This is a genomic window from Corynebacterium sp. HMSC061H03 (assembly GCF_001838215.1).
In the GTDB taxonomy this organism is placed as follows: domain Bacteria; phylum Actinomycetota; class Actinomycetes; order Mycobacteriales; family Mycobacteriaceae; genus Corynebacterium; species Corynebacterium jeikeium_D.
This window is the reverse complement of sequence record NZ_KV836073.1, coordinates 170,027-189,663: the sequence shown is the minus strand read 5'-3', so window position 1 is coordinate 189,663 and position 19,637 is coordinate 170,027. Positions and strand designations below refer to the sequence as shown.

Sequence of the window (19,637 nt, the reverse complement as noted above, 5' to 3'; positions counted from 1 at the left end):
GGCTGCCTCATCGCTAACTTTGCAACAGTGCCTCTGAGCGCCCTTTCCAGTCAGAACCCGCAGGCCGATCTTGCGGTCTGACAGCTCCTTCACCGTGTTGACCAGATGGGCAAGCGATCGTCCGAGGCGATCGAGCTTCCAGACCACCAGCACATCGCCGTCACGCAATGACTTGAGGCAGGCAGTCAAGCCAGGGCGATCATCACGACCGCCGGAAGCAAGATCATCATAGATATTGTCCCGTTCGACACCTGCGGCGCGCAAGGCGTCGTGCTGCAGGTCGAGAGACTGCGAGCCATCGGCTTTGGAGACGCGGGCATATCCGATCAGCATGTATCACAAACGTTGGTTTGAGGCGGCGCTTCGGCCACGATTGCATTGACCTCTGGAAATGTATCTCAACCAGCTTCATAAACAAAGCGTCTTGAACGCTATCAGATTTTGAAAAAGGAACATGTATGCCGCGTCGCGTCACTCTAACCGATCGGCAGAAAGACGCGCTGTTGCGCTTGCCGACTTCACAGACGGATTTGCTCAAGCACTATACGCTGAGTGATGAAGACTTTGGGCATATCAGGCTGCGTCGGCGCGCTCACAACAGGTTCGGCTTCGCCCTGCAATTGTGTGTCCTGCGCTATCCCGGCCGGGTGCTGGCTCCAGGCGAACTGATCCCTGCAGAGGTCATCGAATTTATCGGAGCGCAGCTTGGCCTGGGTGCCGACGATCTCGTAGACTATGCTGCCCGCGAGGAAACACGGCACGAGCATCTTGCCGAGTTACGGGGGCTCTACGGCTTCCGCACCTTCTCCGGACGTGGTGCGAGCGAGCTGAAGGAATGGTTGTTCCGAGAAGCCGAGATGGCGGTGTCGAACGAGGATATCGCCCGTCGCTTCGTAGCCGAGTGCCGACGCACCCGCACTGTCCTTCCCGCGACATCCACGATCGAGCGGCTTTGTGCCGCGGCTCTCGTCGATGCCGAGCGACGCATCGAGACGAGGATCGCCAGTCGGCTGCCTATGTCGATCCGAGAACAGTTGCTGGCATTGCTCGAGGAGACGGCTGATGATCGGGTGACCCGTTTTGTGTGGCTGCGCCAGTTCGAGCCTGGCTCGAACTCTTCGTCGGCCAACCGGCTGCTCGACCGGCTCGAATATCTGCAACGCGTCGATCTCCCCGAGGATCTGCTTGCCGGCGTTCCTGCCCATCGGGTGACTCGTCTGCGCAGGCAGGGTGAACGGTATTATGCCGACGGCATGCGCGATCTCCCGGAGGACAGGCGGCTTGCGATCTTGGCTGTTTGCGTCTCGGAATGGCAGGCGATGTTGGCCGACGCAGTGGTCGAAACCCACGACCGGATCGTCGGCCGTCTCTACCGTGCTTCGGAGCGTATTTGCCATGCAAAGGTCGCAGACGAAGCGGGGGTGGTGCGTGACACCCTGAAATCCTTCGCCGAGATCGGGGGCGCCCTGGTCGATGCACAGGATGATGGCCAGCCGCTGGGCGATGTCATCGCGAGTGGGTCAGGGTGGGACGGCTTAAAAACCCTTGTTGCAATGGCAACCAGGCTGACCGCCACCATGGCCGACGATCCGCTCAATCATGTGCTCGACGGTTATCACCGCTTCCGCCGATACGCTCCACGCATGTTGCGCCTGCTCGATCTGCGAGCTGCGCCCGTTGCACTGCCGCTTCTGGAAGCGGTGACGGCCCTTCGTACCGGTTTGAACGATGCCGCGATGACCAGCTTCTTGCGGCCCAGCTCGAAATGGCATCGCCACCTTCGGGCCCAGAGGGCTGGCGACGCTCGCCTATGGGAGATCGCGGTGCTGTTCCATCTGCGCGATGCGTTCCGCTCCGGAGATGTCTGGCTTACTAGGTCCCGGCGCTATGGCGATCTGAAACACGCACTCGTTCCGGCACAAGCCATCGCGGAAGGCGGTCGTCTCGCTGTGCCATTGCGGCCGGAGGAATGGCTGGCAGACCGGCAAGCTCGCCTCGACATGCGGTTGCGCGAGCTTGGCCGTGCCGCTCGCGCAGGCACGATCCCGGGCGGGTCGATTGAAAACGGCGTTCTGCATATCGAGAAACTCGAAGCCGCCGCGCCGACAGGCGCCGAAGATCTGGTGCTCGATCTCTACAAGCAGATCCCGCCCACGCGCATCACCGATCTCCTGCTGGAGGTGGATGCGGCGACCGGCTTCACCGAAGCGTTCACCCATCTGCGCACAGGAGCACCCTGCGCTGACCGGATCGGGCTAATGAACGTTATCTTGGCGGAAGGGATCAACCTCGGCTTGCGCAAAATGGCGGATGCGACAAACACCCACACCTTCTGGGAATTGATCCGCATTGGACGGTGGCATGTCGAGGGCGAAGCCTATGACCGGGCGCTGGCCATGGTGGTCGAGGCACAGGCAGCGTTACCCATGGCCCGGTTCTGGGGCATGGGCACGTCGGCTTCGAGCGACGGACAGTTCTTCGTCGCTACAGAGCAAGGTGAGGCCATGAACCTGGTCAACGCGAAATATGGCAATACCCCGGGCCTGAAAGCCTATAGCCACGTCTCCGACCAATATGCGCCGTTCGCAACCCAGGTGATTCCTGCAACGGCAAGCGAAGCGCCTTACATCCTCGATGGCCTGCTGATGAACGATGCTGGACGCCATATCCGCGAGCAGTTCACCGACACGGGCGGCTTCACCGATCACGTCTTTGCCGCATGTGCCATTCTCGGCTACCGGTTCGCTCCGCGCATCCGCGACCTGCCATCCAAACGGCTCTACGCGTTCAATCCGTCGGCCGCCCCGGCGCACCTGCGAGCGTTGATCGGCGGAAAGGTCAACCAAGCCATGATCGAGCGCAATTGGCCCGACATCCTGCGCATCGCCGCCACCATTGCTGCCGGGACCGTCGCGCCAAGCCAGATTCTGCGGAAACTCGCCTCCTATCCGCGGCAGAACGAGCTCGCGACAGCCCTGCGGGAAGTCGGTCGCGTCGAGCGCACCCTGTTCATGATCGACTGGATTCTGGATGCCGAACTCCAACGGCGTGCCCAGATCGGGCTCAACAAAGGCGAAGCTCATCATGCGCTGAAGCGGGCAATCAGCTTCCACCGCCGCGGTGAAATCCGCGACCGTTCCGCCGAAGGCCAGCATTACCGCATCGCCGGCATGAATCTGCTCGCCGCCATCATCATCTTCTGGAACACCATGAAGCTCGGCGAGGTCGTTGCAAACCAGAAACGCGATGGAAAGCTGCTATCGCCCGATCTCTTGGCCCATGTTTCGCCGCTCGGATGGGAACACATCAATCTCACCGGAGAATATCGCTGGCCAAAGCCTTAGCGTAGGATTCCGCCCCCTCCCGCAAACGACCCCAAGATGTTCATGGTCTCCCCGATCACTGCCCGGAAATGGGCAGGCCGCTACCGGGAAGAGGGTGAGTTTGGGATGCAGGATCGCTCCAGCAAGCCGCACCGGATCCCAGGCAGGACGCCCGAGCATGTCAAGAAGAAGATCATCAACCTGCGCTGGCGGCTTCGACTGGGGCCAGCCCAGATCGCTGCGCGACTTGGTCTCTCGACGTCGACTGTTCACGCGGTCCTCGTCCGTTGCCGCGTGAACCGCCTCTCGCATATCGATCGTGTCACTGGCGAGCCATTGCGGCGATATGAGCATCCTCATCCGGGATCGTTGATTCATGTCGATGTCACGAAGTTCGGCAACATCCCCGACGGCGGTGGACATCGTTACGTAGGTCGGCAGCAAGGCGCACGGAACAAGCTCGCGACTCCGGGATTACCACGAGGAAAAGATCACAAGCCGCGCACCGGGACGGCGTTCGTTCACACAGTCATCGACGACCACTCCCGCGTCGCATACGCAGAAATCTGGTCGGATGAGCAGGCGAGCACAGCGGTGGGAGTTCTCGAACGCGCCGTGGCCTGGTTCGCCGAACGAGGCGTGACCGTCGAGCGAGTCCTATCCGACAACGGGTCGGCATACAGATCCCACGCATGGAGGGACTTCTGCGCTCGGCTCGGCATCCGACACAAGCGGACACGCCCCTACCGGCCGCAGACGAACGGGAAGATCGAGCGATTCCACCGCACGCTCGGGGACGGCTGGGCCTATGCCAGGTTTTACGGTTCAGAGGCCGAACGACGCCTGGCGCTGCCCGGCTGGCTCCACTTCTACAACCACCACCGACACCACTCTGCGATTGGCGGCGTACCCTTCGACCGACTCAACAACGTCCCTGGACATCACACCTAGCGAGCCGCTACTCACCCACTCCTCACCGGCTACTCGTCCCATACCTCCGGCGGCATTGCTGGGAACGGCGTCGTCGGCGGCAGAGTTGCCACAGCTGAACGTCTGGACAGGCCACACACCTGCAACAGGTCCACCACCAAGGAGCGGGACTGCGCAAACACAACCTGTTCCGACAGCGTTGCGTCCTCGATCACGCGCGGGTGCATTTTCGCCGCTAGACGACGCAAGTACCGAACCACGTCTTCAAGCTTGACCTCTCCGGATCCCTCGGAAAGCTGAGCGATAGCGATGTCGCCGGATTCGAAAGGCAACTCGCCCCACTCTGGGATTCGGCGCACGGCGGCTTCGTCGTCAAGCACATGACTGACCAGGCGCGTACCTTCAGACACGCCGAGAACAAGTGCGCACAGTTCGGACGAGAAGTCGATGTGATCCTCACGTGCGGTGATAGCGCGACGCGCGAGCACACGGATGTTGCGCATGGCGTTGTCGACGGGATGAACCATGCGTGACAGCGAGTGGATTCGATCCCGGGAGCGCCAGAGCAACGGCGAGATACGGACCTGCTCGCCCGCGTCGGCAACGGTGCGGTCCATCAGCGAGACCTGCGCCTGCATGGAGCGCACCACGCTCAGTGCGGTGCGGATGCGATCGGTGTCGCCCTCTTTCATGCCGATGCCGATGTCATAAAGTACGTCTGCACCCATGTCGAGGACCTTGGCCACCTTGCGGCGAGCACCCGCCAGCGGGCTTCGCGGCAATATCATGAGCACAATAATGCCCACCACACCACCGACGAGAGCATCAATCATTCGGTAATAAGAACCAGCGGTGCCCGGCGGAATAATGGTGGCGATGAGCACGGCTGAAGATGCCGCTTGGTTCACCACAAGTGGACCTCGACCGACAAACACGCCGATGACCATGGCGACAAACACACCGACGGTCAGCTGCCAGATACCCGAGCCGAGGATGGAGATAATCACATCACCAATGCCGACTCCCAACGAGGCGCCGAGCACCAACTCCACAGAGTGTTTTAGGCGAGGACCTGCGGTCATCACGTTGAGGCTGATGAAAGCGGCCATCGGCGCGAAGAACGGGTTGGGGTGCCCCAGGACCTCAAGTGCGAACCAGTAGGCCAACCCGGCAGCTAACGTGGCTTGAACAATGAGCATCCAACGGGAGCGCACACGATCAACCGCATGGAGGAAACGCGTGCGGGGCCTCACTTTCTGACGCAACTTGTTTGCTGCGCGGGAGGCCGGATGTAGGTACGTATTGCGAAAATCTTGGAAATCCGGGCGCGGATTATCCTCGACGAATTGCGTTTCCTTAGCTTCGACGAGGTCGTCGACATGCGCGGGACCAATGTCCTCTAGATTCCTGGCAGCTGCGGCGTCCTTATCTTCCCCACCAGCCATGCCAGCCATGCCGAAGTCACCATCCTCATGTAAAAAACTGTGCGCTTTTTATGTACCCGTTGTGCTGTTGTGCACTCTTATGTGCCCGCTGAATCTCTGTGCGCGATTAAAGACCCAACTCTGGCAGCGCGGATTCATCACTGTCACGCAGCAACGCCATCATGCGATCGAATTCATCATCCTCGCCGATAGCCTTAGCAGCCTTAGCCAACGCTGCGAAGGCGCGAAGCACACCACGATTCGGCTCGTGCTCCCACGGAATGGCTCCGAACCCCTTCCAGCCGTTTCCACGCAGCAGGTCCAGACCGCGGTGGTAACCAGTGCGAGCGAAGGCATAGGCCTGAATCTCCTGGCCCTCGGACAAAGCGCTTTCAGCCAAATCCGCCCAAGCCTGGGAATCGCGCGGGCATGCGCGAACCACGGCCTCCGGACTTGCGCCACCGTTGCGGGCAGCAACGGCCTCGTCAAGAACGGGGAGCTTCACGGGAGCAGGAGCCATCATGTCATTGAGTTTCATGCGTCCTATTGTGCCAGGCATCACGTGGCGATGGCAGGGGCTCAGTATGTGACTCTCTGTTGGCAACGGCGGGCACAGCGTGGTGGTGCGACGTCGGCAAGCGCCAGATGACGACCAACTAGCGTTCCCCGACTACTCCGGGCAGCTCGGCTTCGTCGAATCCAACGACTCACCATTTTCCAGCTTGGTCGCAACAAAATCGGCCACTCGGGCGCACGCTTCCATCAGCATCCAACCCGACAGCTGGACAGAGAGGTCACGCTCCTTAATCGCCGAACCGCGAACCGCGCCACCGACTGATTGCGCAACCGAACCGCCCTGTGGGAACTGAGCATTGTCGTTCCAATCTGCGGGGAAAAGCGGCAGGCCATCAACCTCGAGGCGGTGGTACCAGCACTTCTCCCCCGACGCCAGAACCAGTCGGCGAGCAATGCGGGCCGCCGCGCGATTCATGCGATTGTCTCCAGGCAAACGCACCGCCGCATCGGCGAGGTATCGCACGAGGATGCCGTTGAACAGACCACCATCGCCGCCACCGGCACCGGCGATGACATTGTCGGTGGTCGCCAAATCCTTTGCCACCGCGTGGATGAGGTTTTGCACGCGCGTGAAATACTTCGTCGCCTGTTCACGCTGGCCGTGCGCCCGAAGCGCAAGTCCCACTTCGAGGCAAGCGCCAATCATGACACCCTGGTTGTACGTAAACATGCCCTTCTGCACGACGGCACCTGCCATGGACAAGCGAATGCCGTCGTAGAGCAGCCCTGAGTCCGACAGGAGGTTGGCGTAAACCCAATCGATAAGTTCCTCTGCCTCCTTGATACGACCAGCCCGGGCCAGAGCGATGGCTGCAGGACCGTTCGAGGGGACGTTGAAAAAGAGGTCCTGCTCACGCCACGGCAGCACACCCGTGGACTCCTGCCGACCATCGCCCAAGCATGAAATCAGCCGTGCTGTCGTCTTCTTGGGCACCGATGCGCCGAGGACAGCGTCGGCACGCCCGAGCGCCAACGCCATCCACGCGCGATCGTCGTAGTACTTGTTCTTGGTCAGCAGCGTGAGGTTGCGAATGCGGATACCCCGAGTGGTCTGGCGGATAGCGCGGTACTTCTCCTTAGAAGGCACGCGCTTAGCTGCGTCTACCAGGCAGTCGAGATACTGCGCCTGCCACCAGTAATGCCAGTTGATGAAGACCTTATGTCGAAGCGGCGCGGGCCAGGAAGCCATTGCCAAATTCGTGCCCGGAAGACCCCACAGCTTCGCCGCATGACGGTTGCGAATCGCCTGTTCAGCCACGTCCGCACGATAGGCCCACGTTTCGGCCTCCGGACGCGACATTTTTAGAACCACTGGCTCTCCTTAAAACGGCTGTGAAACAGCTCTAAAACAGCCTTCGAAATAAAACACCTAAGCAGACAATTACCAGGCCGCGGTGATATCTGCATGAGTACGAATCCAAGAGTGCATGGCAATACCCGCCGCTACCCCCGCATTTATCGAACGCGTCGAGCCAAATTGGGCAATCGACACCGTCAAATCCGCCGCCTGCTGTGCTTCTTCAGTCACTCCCGGCCCCTCCTGGCCGAAAAGCAAAAGACAACGCTCGGGCAACTCAACGGTTTCGATGGGTACGGAGCCCGGCACATTGTCCACGGCCACGACAGCCAAATCATGCTCGCGCGCCCAGCTAATGACCTCCGACACCGTCTCGTGGTGCAGCAAGTGCTGGTAGCGGTCAGTCACCATCGCGCCGCGACGATTCCAACGCTTGCGCCCCACGATGTGCACGGCCTCCACCAGGAAGGCATTTGCGGTGCGTACCACGGTGCCAATGTTGGAGTCATTCTCAAAATTCTCGATGGCGATATGCAACGGATGACGACGCTTATCCAGCTCCGCGACGATAGCCTCCATCGTCCAGTAGCGGTAGGCATCGACGACATTACGTCGGTCGCCCTCATCCAGAAGCTGCTCATCGTATTCTGGGCCGGTCGGCCGGGGTTCGTTCGGGTGCTCCTGCTCCCACGGCCCCACCCCGACACGAGCCTCAAACCATTCCGTCGGCCCCTTCCCGGGCTCAGGCGCGGTCAAGAGCCAACAGCCCCTCGACCAGGAACAACTGCGCCACGGTGTAGGTGTCCATCACTGCCGCATTCAGAAGCTTGCCGACGACGCCCTCCTCCGCAAACATCTTTCGAGCCATCAGTAGCGTGTCGGAGACGAGGAACAGGTTGCCACCGTGGCCGAGGCCGTAGGCGGCATCGGCAATCGGCAGGCCGGTCTGCTCATCAGTACCGACAGCACCGGCACCCTCCAGCAGCGCCGGGTCATCGGCCAGTGCGGAGGTCACAGCCAGCAGCGGACCGTAGCCAACAGCAGCGGGCAGCGCCTCGGGCTTTACAGCACCGACCAGCGGTACCGAACCAGCCCACAGTGGGAAGCGAATGGCAGCACGCAGCGCGCTAATCCGAGCTCCGGCACGCCACAGCAGCACGTGGTAGGCAACCTGGTTAACTGCGAACGGCACAGAACCGCGGTTCAGGTTCGGCTTATTCGGCATGAGAATCAAGTCGCCCAGCCAACCGCCGGCGAGGCCGATGAGCAGGGTGGTCGTCGTAAAGCGAGACGTCTCGTGGCGACGGCGCCAAACATTGGCCGCCAACAGTGGCATGAGGACAGTCTTGGAAACTCGACGTGGAGTCTCCCAGCCGAAGGCACTGGAGACAACGTTGACCGCACTGGCGGCGATATAGCCGGCACGTTCTGGGGCACGGCGGGTGTCGGAGCTTGCGCTGGCGATACCGACGAGTGCGCCGAGGCCCTCGCCCGTGCGACGCACAAACATGTCAGCGACGGTTTCCTTGGTGCCGGGAAGTTTGGTCGTGGTGAGCTTGGACAGGAGTCCTGCGCGCTTGGTGGTCATGGGGATGTTCCTCTTTCGTGGGACTGCGTTGGGGCGGTGAGCTGGGTGAGGCTCGGCGAGCAGGGTGAGGCTCGGCGATAGCTCTAGCGCTCAGATTCTTAGGCCAGACCCAAGTCATCCAAACCGAGCAGGTAACGGTAGTCCAGGCCTTCAGCCTTGATGACCTCGTCGGCACCCGTCGCGCGGTCAACCACCGTGGCGACACCGACAACCTCAGCACCGGCCTCACGTAGGGCCGCGACGGCGGTCAGCGGAGAGTTGCCCGTGGTGGTGGTGTCCTCAACAACCAGGACCTTCTTGCCCACAATGTCCGGCCCTTCGACGCGGCGCTGCATGCCGTGCTTCTTGGCTTCCTTACGCACCACAAAGGCATCAATTGGACGCCCTTCGGCGTGCATGACAGAGGTAGCCACCGGATCCGCGCCAAGCGTCAGACCACCGACGTGCGCGTAGTCCCAGTCTCCAGTGAGCTCTCGTAGCAGAGAACCAATCAGGCGCGAGGCCTCATGATGTAGGGTGGCGCGGCGCAGGTCAACGTAGTAGTCAGCCTCACGTCCAGACGACAGCGTGACCTTGCCATGAACAACCGCCAGCTCCTTGACCAGCTCGGCCAAACGCTGCAGCTTCTCCTGATTGACATTGTTCGTGTGGATGCTCATCTGAGGTTGTCTCCTAAATAAACGACTGTGTGCTCAAGGATATGTCTGGTTCTACTCGTCCGCGGAATCAGGGGTTGCGCCCTTGTCCTCGGATACAGATTCGGTGGGGTCGTCGCTGCTGTCGAGGTCTGGGGCGGCGTCGGTAAAAATACTGGCGGGCTTCACATTTGATCGCACCACACGCCCCTGGCTCGAGCGCATCCGGCTATGTTCGGGGTCCTCCCCAAGCGCAGGAATCTGCTGGCCAGAATCTCCAATGTCCTCCGACTCGCCAACGTTTGCACCCATCTTTCGTGCCGTCGACCGCGAAGGCAGGGCCGTCGGATCCAGCGGTATATCCCGCGTAGGACGCCACGACGAACCGTCAATCGCCTGCACCACCGTGGGTTGTGCATTGCTTTGCGACGGCCACTGCGAATCATCCGTGGTTGCATCCGCGGTAGCAGCGGACGAGGACGAAGGAGAATCTGCGTAAACAATTTCCTCAACGTCCAGCGGCTCTTCGCCCTTGCTATTCTGCGCGCTGTGACTCTGGGCATGCCCGTTCTGTGAGCTGTGATCCTGCGATTCGTGGTTAGCAGAACCGTTGCGACGCTGATCTGGTACCGCGTGCAAGTGCCCACGCCCGGTTCCATCCGAAATCAAGGAACCAGAGTCAACGGACTGCTCGGTGAGCTGCAAACGAGTGGGATCCCACTGATTAGTGTCCGGAGCGACGGTTTCGCCTTCCGCCGGTGGCAACCTGCGCGCAATGTCGGAGAAGTCCGACAGCGATGCCAGTGCACCGTCCCAGTCCTCTGGCACCGAATTATCAATCAGCTGAGCCAAGGACCAGGAGTTTTCGGACCACATGCGGGTAATGGCCGGGTGCACGTCGGCAAGCATGCGGGTTGCACGGTCGTCGAAAATGCGATGAATGAGCTCTGGGTCGGTAGCTGCGACTACCAGGCCGGCTTCGGTAGCTACGTGAGGCAGCGTCGTGCCGCCGCTGCGGCGCAACTCGAAAACCTCATCGCTGGATACAGAACGGCGGATGGCGATGGTGGTGATGCCGCCGACATCGGCGAGGTGCATTTCCCGGCCAAAAGCGAAACCGGAGACCACGGCCTTGGCATCGCCGTCCGGCGTACGCTGCCAGTACGACGGCAGCTCATGGTCCACACGGTTATAGACAGAATTACGTTCCTGCGCCCAGGCTTTCCGCAAGTGACGCACACGGCGACCGCTGATACGTCGACGGACAGGGGCCACTGACTGCTGCTGGGCGCGCTGCGGTTGCGCGGGCTGGGTGGACTCAGTGGGCGGGGTGGCCTGGGTGCGCGCCGCACGATCGGATGATTGCGGCACTTCGTCAGTCTCGGCTTTTACGCCGGACGCAGCTTCGGATTCTGCACCGTCAACAGTTCCAGTGCGAGCGTCAGCAGCGGTGGTGCTGTCGGCCCCTGTGGCAACGGCATCGCCTACTAAACCTGTCTCGGGCTGATCCGCGGTATCGGTATCTTCAGCAGTCACCGACTCGGCTGGCTCCGCGCCAGGCCCTGCTCCAGATTCTGTGCCAGACTCCGCGCCGCTTCGGAGAGTCACGTCCGTTCCCGCATTCAGATCAGCTGCTGCTTCCGATGTTTCGGCAGCACCCGCGTCTTCTGTTGCTTCGGGCATTTCAGCAGTGGCCGCCGGCTCGATTCCCGAGACAGATTCAGGCTCCGTCGGTGTCTTTTCTACAGCTGAAGTCCCCAGTTCTGTCGTCGAAACCTCAGTTTCAGAATCAACTTCAGCGGCGCTATCGGTCTCAGCGGCAACCTCAGAGTCAGCGTCAGCTGCGACATTCGGTCTCGCCACAGAAGTTGTCTCGGGGCTGCCTTGCTCCGAAGAATCCGACTGTTCGGACACAACATCTTCTGCCGCCACACCGGTTACTTCGCCGGTGGAGTCCGAGGGCTCGTCGTAAAGCGATGGCGATGACGGAGACGCCACAGCAGTCTCACTTGTGCTGCGACGGCGGCGGTCGACAACGAACAGCGCGACTGCGGCGATGATGAGAATCGCTGCGAGGGTGAATACTAGGGGAATCATTAATCTCCTAGCTTAAGCCAGAAGCCGTTCTATTTGGTCAGCGACAAGATGCCGTCCCCCGTCTGGCGCAATACCAATGCCCGAGGCGAGAGCGTTCAGGACTCTCTAGGACGGTAAAGGGCGAGGGGCAAAAGCCACATGGACGGCACATCTGGGGCCCTGGGGCGGTCGCCCTGGCCCGGGCCCGCTTAGAAGCGGACGATAGGCAGGCTCGGATCGCCAGCCCACTGGGACCAGCCACCGACATACAGAGAGGCGCCCGTGATGCCCGCTTCTTCCATAGCCTGAATGAACAGCGAGGAATGAAGACCGGAACCGGAGTAGACCGCTACATTGCGACCGTCTTCGATACCGACGGAGGCAAAGCGCTCACGGAGCTGCTCAACAGGCAGGAAGGAGCCGTCGGCATTTTGCAGACTGCGAGCCGCCAGGTTCACGGCACCCGGGATGTGACCCGCCTGCAGATCGACGCGCTCACTACGACCTTCAAAACGGCTGGGCTCACGCGCATCCACCAAAATTCCACGCTCAGACCAGGTGCGTACGTCATCGAGGCTGGCAACAGGCATATTGCCTTCACTCACCGCAATCGTTCCAGGCCGCGGCAGATTTCCGGGCCCGAAGGCAGTCTCGTTTCCATCTGCTTCCCAAGCAGCTAACCCACCGGTGAGGACACGCACATTCTCCAAACCTGCCCAGCGCAGAATCCACCAAGCGCGTGACGCGAACAGTCCATCGCCCGCGTCGTAGACGATCACCAGATGCTCCGAGCGGACTCCCCATCGACGGACGGCATCGCGCACACGCTCGATATCCGGCAACGGGTTGCGACCAGCTTCTCGGCTTGGAACACCTGCTAGGTCCAACTCGGGATCACAGAACACGGCCAGTGGGATGTGAGCCGTGGCGTAGGAGTCATATGGTTTTTTAGCACGCGACCAGCGTGCGTCAACGACGACGATACGACCGCCGCCGGCAATCTTGTCACGAAGCTCTTGTACCGAGATGGATGTTGTCATAATTCCGGATTCTAAATCGATTGACTTGGTAGCGCGATATGTACGTTATTAAAACTAGGAGCTTGGGAGGGTACCTGAACATGCTGTCCACCTGGCCGTTTTCACCTCATGCACAGGACATGGAATCGGCCGTGCCACCGCAGAAAAACTGCTGCACTATGCCGCCAGCGTCGGCCTCCTTTCCCAACCGCTTCATTAACGCAAAGCTGACTACGAAACGGAAGATCAACCTCTAAGCCAGGCCTCTGCCTCCCAATCCGACTACTCACCGGGATCCGGCCCCGTCTCGCCATTGCCATCCACTGTGTCCCCCGCCCGTTTCTCTCGCGCTTTACGACGCAACCAGCGCCCCGGGCTATCGAACGTATCGGGGTCCTCATTGGATTCCGCTTTCCGGTTTCCTTCCTTGTCTTTCGGGGGCACCCAGACCACACGATCAGTAGAGGCCGGCTCACACTCCCCGCTAACCCCGTCCCCTTCGTCAGTTCCTAGAATCTCCGGCACCTCATCCGGCCGGAGCGTCCACCAAGCATTTTCATCACATCGAGCATCATCGATCTTTCGATGCGTACCCGGATCCACCAACGTGAGATTATCCAGGTCAGTGCCACCACCGGAAGCCCACGACTGCACATGGTGAACATCGCACATAGCTCCCGGAGTGCCCATGCCCGGCGCGGAGGAACCTCCTTCCTCTCCAAGAAGGGCCAGATACTGCGGCAAAGTCCCCAGCCTGCGGGATCGACCAAAGTACAAGGTCTGCCCCTCATTCCCCAAGACTTGGAGGAACGAATTTCTATCGACCATCTGTTGCACGGCCTGACTAATGGAAATTCGCACTCCCGCGTCTGAGACCGCTTTACCCGATCCAGGAAGTACAAAATCTTCCCCCTCAGGCAGGGAGACTCCAGCTAACGCTGCCACATCTGCGATATGCGCGACGGTGACCACCGATGTCGTCCCCCGCGCCGGCTGAAGCTCACCGCCCGGTTGAAAGCCCCCATTCACCGCCGCTTCCACGGCATCATGGAAACGCTGCTCCGGATTCCGCTGGTCATCGGCGCCTTCTTCGAGTAACCCACCAGGCCGCGCATGATCTGCCTGCAGCCTTTTGAGCACCGCCGCAAACGAAGGCGTAACCACACCGCTCAACCGGCTCATGCCGTCCGGCCCCTGAGCACCGATTTTTAGGCTTCGTTTCCGAGCACGGTCCTCATCCGTATACGGGTCATCAACCCCCAGCATCGCCCGCAGACGGTTCGGCAATTTATTGAGATCATCAACACGGATTTTGTCCACTAAATCTGCAATGTGCTTGTCCAGCAGCCTAGACAGCTGTGCATGCTCCGTTGCCGGCAGCTCGCGAACGGCTTTGTCAATCTTCGCAACAGCATCCGCACCGACAACACCTTCCTCAACTTTCTGACGAAGGTTCGGCATTCGCACATCCTCATTCGCCGGAGCAAACGGATCAACATTCCTACTCAGACGTCCGACGACATTGATACGCTGCCTCGCTTCTGCTCGCGAGATTCGCATCTCCTGCGCTAGCCACGCGATCCTTCGGTGCTCCGCGCTGGGCATCCGCCCTTTCATTGTCTCCACATAAGTCGCATCAATTACTGCGAGTCGTTTTCGCGCTTTCTCAATCGACTTATATGCGTCGTGCGCATGATCCGGTGCAAGTACTTCGAAGTTCTCCACGATGACTGTCGACAGAGCTTCAAACTGTGCGACCGCATCTAAAACCTGCGATGTCGAAAGCGGTCCACCGCCGTTTGACGCCGATGATGTAGACATTTCCCCACCCCCTTTTAAAACGCTAGCAATCCGAATCCCCAAATGGACTAACTAATTTCCCTCCTCCACATTATCGCACACCAATTCGACACACCACAACCCCCTACGTCAACTTTTTCGAACCTTTTTCCGAAATACTGCCACGCTCCCGACCTAAACACCCCACCAACTCGCGCAGTCCCTCACCACCCGCGCAGCCCCCACCAACCCGCGCAGCCCCCACCAAAAACTGCACGCCGAAAACCTAAAACCGCACCACCATCACATCATGGTCCGGGAAGCTCGAGCGCCCCACTAGCTCAAATCCCGCCTTCACATAGGCTTTCGCCGCCCGCGGGTTGGCATCATGGACAGCCAGACTAACCCCCGGGTACCCCAGCTCACGCGCATACTCAAGGAGTCCTGCAATCATCGGCTGCGACAGCCTGCGCCCAACAACACCCGGACGCAGCGCAATCGCTACCTCAGGAATCCGATTTTCCACAAACCCGTACCCCGGATCGTCCTGCGTAAACGTACGCAGCCAGGCCGCCCCCACCGGCACTTCATAGCTCTCGTGCTCTTCGCTTGACGACGAATCCCCGCGCTCCAACCATTCCGTCTTAATGGCGGCCGCACTGTAGGTAGCCTCGCGAGAAACCCTCGGTTCAAATGGGTCAGTGCGGGTCATGTCGCTACTGAGCGACTCGAGGTCAGCGTCGTCAAGCGAAGTGGCGAAAAGGATAACCCCGCCCTGACTCGCGTCCCACTGGTCGACGTACTGACGCCTCGTGACTACATAATCTTCCGGCAGTGGCTGACTTTCATCTCCGAATGTTTCCGTTAGTTCGTCCATCCAGGCAATGAAGGGGAGGTCGGAGTCTGTCGCTGGTCGCCACTGAAAGTTAGTCATATTTGCGCACTATACCGGCGCACTCCAGACTGACCGGAATGCAACAAGCCCACACGGTCGGTCACAAGACACATAAACCCGGACAATAAAGGCACAAAAAAGGGGCGGTTCAGGAGAAAACTCTCCCAAACCGCCCCAACAAACAGACAGCCTGCTCAGCAGTTATCGCCCTGAGTATCAGGCGCCCTAGACTCGGGCTACACCATCCTCATCATAGCCGACAACCTTCAGCGACTCGCCATCGTCAGCAACCGTGACCTCTACGCGGTCACCATCGCGAACATCACCGGCGAGCAGTCGACGTGCCAGCTCATCGCCGATTGCCTTCTGCACCAAGCGACGCAGCGGACGGGCGCCATAGGCCGGGTCGTAGCCGCGCTCCGACAGCCAATCCAGTGCCTCATCGGAGACATCCAGCACCAGACGACGTGCCTCCAGGCGTTCTGCCAGGTTGCGAACCTGAATGTCCACAATGCCGCGCAGCTGCTCGGAGGTCAGCGGATCGAAGATCACTACATCGTCGAGACGGTTGATGAACTCCGGCTTGAAGGCCATCTTGACCGCATCCATGATCTGCTCATGCGTACCACCAGCACCGAGGTTGGAGGTCAGAATCAGAATCGTGTTTCGGAAGTCCACGGTTCGGCCCTGACCATCGGTCAGGCGCCCCTCATCGAGCACCTGCAGGAGCACATCGAACACGTCCGGGTGAGCCTTCTCGACCTCGTCGAAAAGCACGACGGTGTACGGACGGCGACGAACAGCCTCGGTGAGCTGACCGCCAGCGTCGTAGCCGACGTATCCAGGAGGAGCACCAATCAGACGAGCGACAGCGTGCTTCTCGCCGTACTCGGACATATCGATGCGAACCATCGCACGCTCATCGTCGAAGAGGAACTCCGCCAGCGCCTTGGCCAGCTCCGTCTTACCAACGCCAGTTGGGCCGAGGAACAGGAAGGAACCAGTCGGACGGTTCGGATCGGCAACACCCGCACGCGAACGGCGGACGGCATCGGAGACAGCCTCCACAGCGGCATTCTGACCAACAACGCGACGGCCGAGGTTGAGCTCCATTTCGAGCAGCTTCTCGGTCTCACCCTGCATCATCTTGCCAGCCGGGATACCCGTCCAGGCGGAGACAACCTCAGCGACTTCCTGAGGCGTGACCTCCTCCTTGAGCATGGAGTTTTCCTCTGCGTCAGCGACCGATTCCTCGGCGGCCTCCAGCTTCTTCTCCAACTCAGGGATGCGTCCGTAACGCAGCTCTGCGACACGCCCGTAGTCACCTTCGCGCTCAGCCTTTTCGGACTCAGTGCGCAGGGCATCGAGCTCTTCGCGGACGGAGCGGACATCATCAATCGAGGACTTCTCGTTCTGCCAGCGAGTCTTCAGAGCGTTGAGCTTCTCGCGCTCATCTGCAAGTTCCTCACGGAGCTTGTCCAGGCGTTCCTTCGACGCGATGTCAGTTTCCTTCTCCAGGGCCATTTCCTCGATTTCGAGGCGGCGCACGATGCGTTCCGCGGAGTCGATTTCCTCCGGCGAGGAGTCAATCTCCATACGCAGACGCGATGCGGCCTCATCAACCAGGTCGATAGCCTTATCCGGCAGGAAGCGGGATGTGATGTAGCGGTCCGACAGCGTTGCTGCAGCCACTAGCGCGGAGTCCTGGATGCGAACACCGTGGTGGACCTCGTAGCGCTCCTTCAGACCACGCAGAATACCAATGGCGTCCTCAACGCTCGGCTCACCGACAAAGACCTGCTGGAAACGACGCTCCAGCGCAGCATCCTTCTCGATGTACTTGCGGTACTCATCCAGGGTCGTCGCACCGACCAGACGCAGCTCACCACGAGCCAGCATCGGCTTAATCATATTGCCCGCATCCATCGAGCCATCACCCGTGGCACCAGCGCCAACGATGGTGTGAATCTCATCGATGAAGGTAATAATCTGACCGTCGGATTCCTTAATCTCGTCCAGAACCGCCTTCAGACGCTCCTCGAACTCACCGCGGTACTTCGCACCGGCGACCATAGAGCCCAGATCCAGGCTCATCAGCGTCTTGCCCTTCAGAGATTCCGGCACATCACCTGCAACAATGCGTCGTGCCAGCCCCTCTACAATGGCCGTCTTACCAACGCCCGGCTCACCAATGAGCACCGGATTGTTCTTGGTACGACGACTCAAGACCTGTACCACGCGACGAATCTCCGCATCGCGGCCAATAACTGGGTCAATCTTGCCCTCACGTGCCCGCGCGGTTAAGTCCGTCGCATACTTTTCCAGAGCCTGGTACTGCTCTTCTGGATTCTCCGTTGTTACCTTCCTCGATCCACGCACACTAGTCAGCGCACCCTTTAACGCCTCGGCAGTAGCACCCGCCGACTGCAGCACAGTTGCCGCCTCCGACTGGCCAGTTGCTACACCGATAAGCAGAATTTCCGTGGAAACGTACTCGTCTCCCAGCTCCCCCGCCAGCTCCTCGGCGGCGTTCAGAGCATTAACGGCGTCCCTATTAAACTGTGGGTTCGCCATATTCGCCCCGCTTGCCGACGGGTACCCCGCAACCAACTCCTTAGCGCGGGTCAAAACCCCAGAAGGATTAACGCCCGCTGCTTCAAGCAGTGGAGCCGCAATACCTTCCTTTTGCTCCAGCAGTGCTACCAGAATGTGCCCAGGCCGGATATCCGGGTTACCCGCGCTGGTCGCGGCCTTCATAGCTTCCTGGAGAACTTCTCCAGTCTTAGTTGTTGGTGTAAAACTCATAACTTGCGCCCCTTTGACTCAACTTTGTCATTCACTACCCATAACGCACTCAGCCTTGAGTCTGTTCCACTCAACTTCAAATTTTTCAATTTCCCGACCGTGATTCACACCACACCTATAGCAAAAAGGATTGAGCTCAGCAGCGTCGTTATGCGTAGTAGCGCGCCGGAAAGCACTAGAAAACGTTGGAAAGATCCAGAAACCACGTGCTAGCACACTCCGACACACCGCCCGACGCCCTCACCAGCGCACTCCCGCCGGATTCAACTTCCCCCATGTGAGTGATGGGCGGGCAGCGCACTCATACTGTTTTAGTTACCCTGGTAGATGACATTCCTTCATTCTCACGAAAGGACTCGAATGAACATCGAGCAGGCACGTCAGATGACTGAGGGCAAGGGCTTCATCGCCGCTCTCGACCAGTCCGGTGGATCTACCCCGAAGGCTCTGCGCCTGTACGGCATCAACGAGGATCAGTACTCGAACGAAGATGAAATGTTCGACCTGGTTCACCAGATGCGTACCCGCATCATCACTTCCCCGTCCTTCAACTCTGAGCAGATTATTGGCGCGATTCTCTTCGAGCAGACCATGGATCGCGACATTGAGGGAATCCCGACCGCTCAGTACCTGTGGGAAAAGAAGGGCATCGTCCCGTTCCTGAAGACTGACAAGGGCCTGGCAGACAAGGAAAACGGCGTTCAGCTTATGAAGCCGTGCCCGGGCCTGGATGAGCTGCTGGAGCGCGCTGTCGCTAAGGGCATCTTCGGCACCAAGATGCGTTCCTTCATTGCCGAGGCAAACGAAGAGGGCATCAAGGCCAACATTGCCCAGCAGTTCGAGTTCGGCAAGCAGGTTCTGTCCCACGGTCTGGTTCCGATCCTGGAGCCGGAGGTCGACATCAACGCTGCTGACAAGGCAGAGGCTGAGGACATCGTCCTGCGCGAGCTGCTCGCTGGCCTGGATGACCTGGCTGATGACCAGAAGGTCATGATCAAGGTTTCCATCCCGACCAAGGATGACCTGTACAAGCCGCTGATTGAGCACCCGAAGGTCATGCGCGTTGTCGCCCTGTCCGGTGGCTACGAGCGCGAGGACGCCAACGAGCGTCTGTCCCGCAACCACGGCATGATTGCTTCCTTCTCCCGTGCACTGTCTGAGGGCCTGTCCGCTCAGCAGTCCGACGAAGATTTCAACGCAACTATGGCTGAGTCCGTCAAGGGCATCTACGAGGCTTCGATTTCCTAATCGTCCGCGCTGTGCATCTGCGCTTGTGCGCACCTCTAGATA

General features: G+C 59.9%; 14 protein-coding genes and 1 pseudogene. 3 read left to right on the top strand and 12 right to left on the bottom strand.

The window, feature by feature from the left end:
• A partial coding sequence (locus tag HMPREF2787_RS06775; protein WP_141751974.1) for a recombinase family protein occupies positions 1-333 on the bottom strand: 333 nt, incomplete at its 3' end.
• Positions 334-458: 125 nt separating this feature from the next.
• Between HMPREF2787_RS06775 and HMPREF2787_RS06770 the strand changes: the two genes are divergently transcribed.
• Positions 459-3,344, top strand: coding sequence for a Tn3 family transposase (locus HMPREF2787_RS06770; protein ID WP_011116984.1), 2,886 nt, complete (start codon positions 459-461; stop codon positions 3,342-3,344).
• A 39-nt stretch (positions 3,345-3,383) separates the two neighbouring features.
• Positions 3,384-4,274, top strand: a pseudogene (locus HMPREF2787_RS06765) (IS481-like element IS5564 family transposase); the annotation flags it as partial.
• A 29-nt stretch (positions 4,275-4,303) separates the two neighbouring features.
• On the opposite strand, the gene HMPREF2787_RS06760 reads toward HMPREF2787_RS06765, so the two are convergent.
• From HMPREF2787_RS06760 to clpB, 11 genes are all read right to left on the bottom strand, one after another.
• Entirely contained in the window at positions 4,304-5,707 is a 1,404-nt protein-coding gene (locus HMPREF2787_RS06760; protein WP_070602419.1) for an FUSC family protein, read from the bottom strand.
• Positions 5,708-5,804: 97 nt separating this feature from the next.
• Complete coding sequence (locus HMPREF2787_RS06755; protein ID WP_016421545.1) at positions 5,805-6,215, bottom strand: DUF3151 domain-containing protein; 411 nt, start codon at positions 6,213-6,215, stop codon at positions 5,805-5,807.
• 132 nt (positions 6,216-6,347) lie between these two features.
• Entirely contained in the window at positions 6,348-7,565 is a 1,218-nt protein-coding gene (locus tag HMPREF2787_RS06750) for a glycoside hydrolase family 76 protein (protein ID WP_049169856.1), read from the bottom strand.
• A 69-nt stretch (positions 7,566-7,634) separates the two neighbouring features.
• On the bottom strand, positions 7,635-8,306 hold the full coding sequence (locus tag HMPREF2787_RS06745) for a TrmH family RNA methyltransferase (RefSeq protein WP_038626765.1): 672 nt from the start codon (positions 8,304-8,306) through the stop codon (positions 7,635-7,637).
• Entirely contained in the window at positions 8,293-9,138 is an 846-nt protein-coding gene (locus HMPREF2787_RS06740) for a lysoplasmalogenase family protein (RefSeq protein WP_016421548.1), read from the bottom strand. The genes HMPREF2787_RS06745 and HMPREF2787_RS06740 overlap by 14 nt, the downstream gene beginning before the upstream one ends.
• Positions 9,139-9,236: 98 nt before the next feature.
• Complete coding sequence (gene pyrE, locus HMPREF2787_RS06735; RefSeq protein WP_070858850.1) at positions 9,237-9,797, bottom strand: orotate phosphoribosyltransferase; 561 nt, start codon at positions 9,795-9,797, stop codon at positions 9,237-9,239.
• Between the two features lie 51 nt (positions 9,798-9,848).
• Positions 9,849-11,870, bottom strand: a complete 2,022-nt coding sequence (locus tag HMPREF2787_RS06730) for a hypothetical protein (protein WP_070858849.1) — start codon at positions 11,868-11,870, stop codon at positions 9,849-9,851.
• Between the two features lie 188 nt (positions 11,871-12,058).
• The gene (locus tag HMPREF2787_RS06725; RefSeq protein ID WP_070602413.1) at positions 12,059-12,889 is read right to left on the bottom strand and encodes a sulfurtransferase; all 831 of its coding nucleotides are present in this window, start codon (positions 12,887-12,889) and stop codon (positions 12,059-12,061) included.
• A 261-nt stretch (positions 12,890-13,150) separates the two neighbouring features.
• Positions 13,151-14,689, bottom strand: a complete 1,539-nt coding sequence (locus tag HMPREF2787_RS06720) for an HNH endonuclease signature motif containing protein (RefSeq protein WP_070858848.1) — start codon at positions 14,687-14,689, stop codon at positions 13,151-13,153.
• A gap of 244 nt (positions 14,690-14,933) precedes the next feature.
• Positions 14,934-15,581: a GNAT family N-acetyltransferase gene (locus HMPREF2787_RS06715; RefSeq protein ID WP_048734476.1), complete on the bottom strand. Its 648-nt coding sequence runs from the start codon at positions 15,579-15,581 to the stop codon at positions 14,934-14,936.
• A 186-nt stretch (positions 15,582-15,767) separates the two neighbouring features.
• Positions 15,768-18,347, bottom strand: a complete 2,580-nt coding sequence (gene clpB, locus HMPREF2787_RS06710; protein WP_070858847.1) for an ATP-dependent chaperone ClpB — start codon at positions 18,345-18,347, stop codon at positions 15,768-15,770.
• Between the two features lie 360 nt (positions 18,348-18,707).
• On the opposite strand from clpB, the gene HMPREF2787_RS06705 reads away from it, so the two are divergent.
• Positions 18,708-19,595 carry a fructose bisphosphate aldolase gene (locus HMPREF2787_RS06705; RefSeq protein WP_048734469.1) on the top strand — a complete coding sequence of 296 codons (888 nt, stop codon included), beginning with the start codon at positions 18,708-18,710 and terminating at the stop codon, positions 19,593-19,595.
• The last annotated feature ends 42 nt before the right edge of the window (positions 19,596-19,637 follow it).

Coding starts and splice junctions, on each gene's coding strand:
- clpB (WP_070858847.1), bottom strand. CDS start 18,347: ATGAGTTTTACACCAACAACTAAGACTGGAGAAGTTCTCCAGGAAGCT.
- HMPREF2787_RS06760 (WP_070602419.1), bottom strand. CDS start 5,707: ATGGCTGGCATGGCTGGTGGGGAAGATAAGGACGCCGCAGCTGCCAGG.
- HMPREF2787_RS06755 (WP_016421545.1), bottom strand. CDS start 6,215: ATGAAACTCAATGACATGATGGCTCCTGCTCCCGTGAAGCTCCCCGTT.
- pyrE (WP_070858850.1), bottom strand. CDS start 9,797: ATGAGCATCCACACGAACAATGTCAATCAGGAGAAGCTGCAGCGTTTG.
- HMPREF2787_RS06720 (WP_070858848.1), bottom strand. CDS start 14,689: ATGTCTACATCATCGGCGTCAAACGGCGGTGGACCGCTTTCGACATCG.
- HMPREF2787_RS06705 (WP_048734469.1), top strand. CDS start 18,708: ATGAACATCGAGCAGGCACGTCAGATGACTGAGGGCAAGGGCTTCATC.
- HMPREF2787_RS06770 (WP_011116984.1), top strand. CDS start 459: ATGCCGCGTCGCGTCACTCTAACCGATCGGCAGAAAGACGCGCTGTTG.
- HMPREF2787_RS06715 (WP_048734476.1), bottom strand. CDS start 15,581: ATGACTAACTTTCAGTGGCGACCAGCGACAGACTCCGACCTCCCCTTC.
- HMPREF2787_RS06740 (WP_016421548.1), bottom strand. CDS start 9,138: ATGACCACCAAGCGCGCAGGACTCCTGTCCAAGCTCACCACGACCAAA.
- HMPREF2787_RS06725 (WP_070602413.1), bottom strand. CDS start 12,889: ATGACAACATCCATCTCGGTACAAGAGCTTCGTGACAAGATTGCCGGC.
- HMPREF2787_RS06730 (WP_070858849.1), bottom strand. CDS start 11,870: ATGATTCCCCTAGTATTCACCCTCGCAGCGATTCTCATCATCGCCGCA.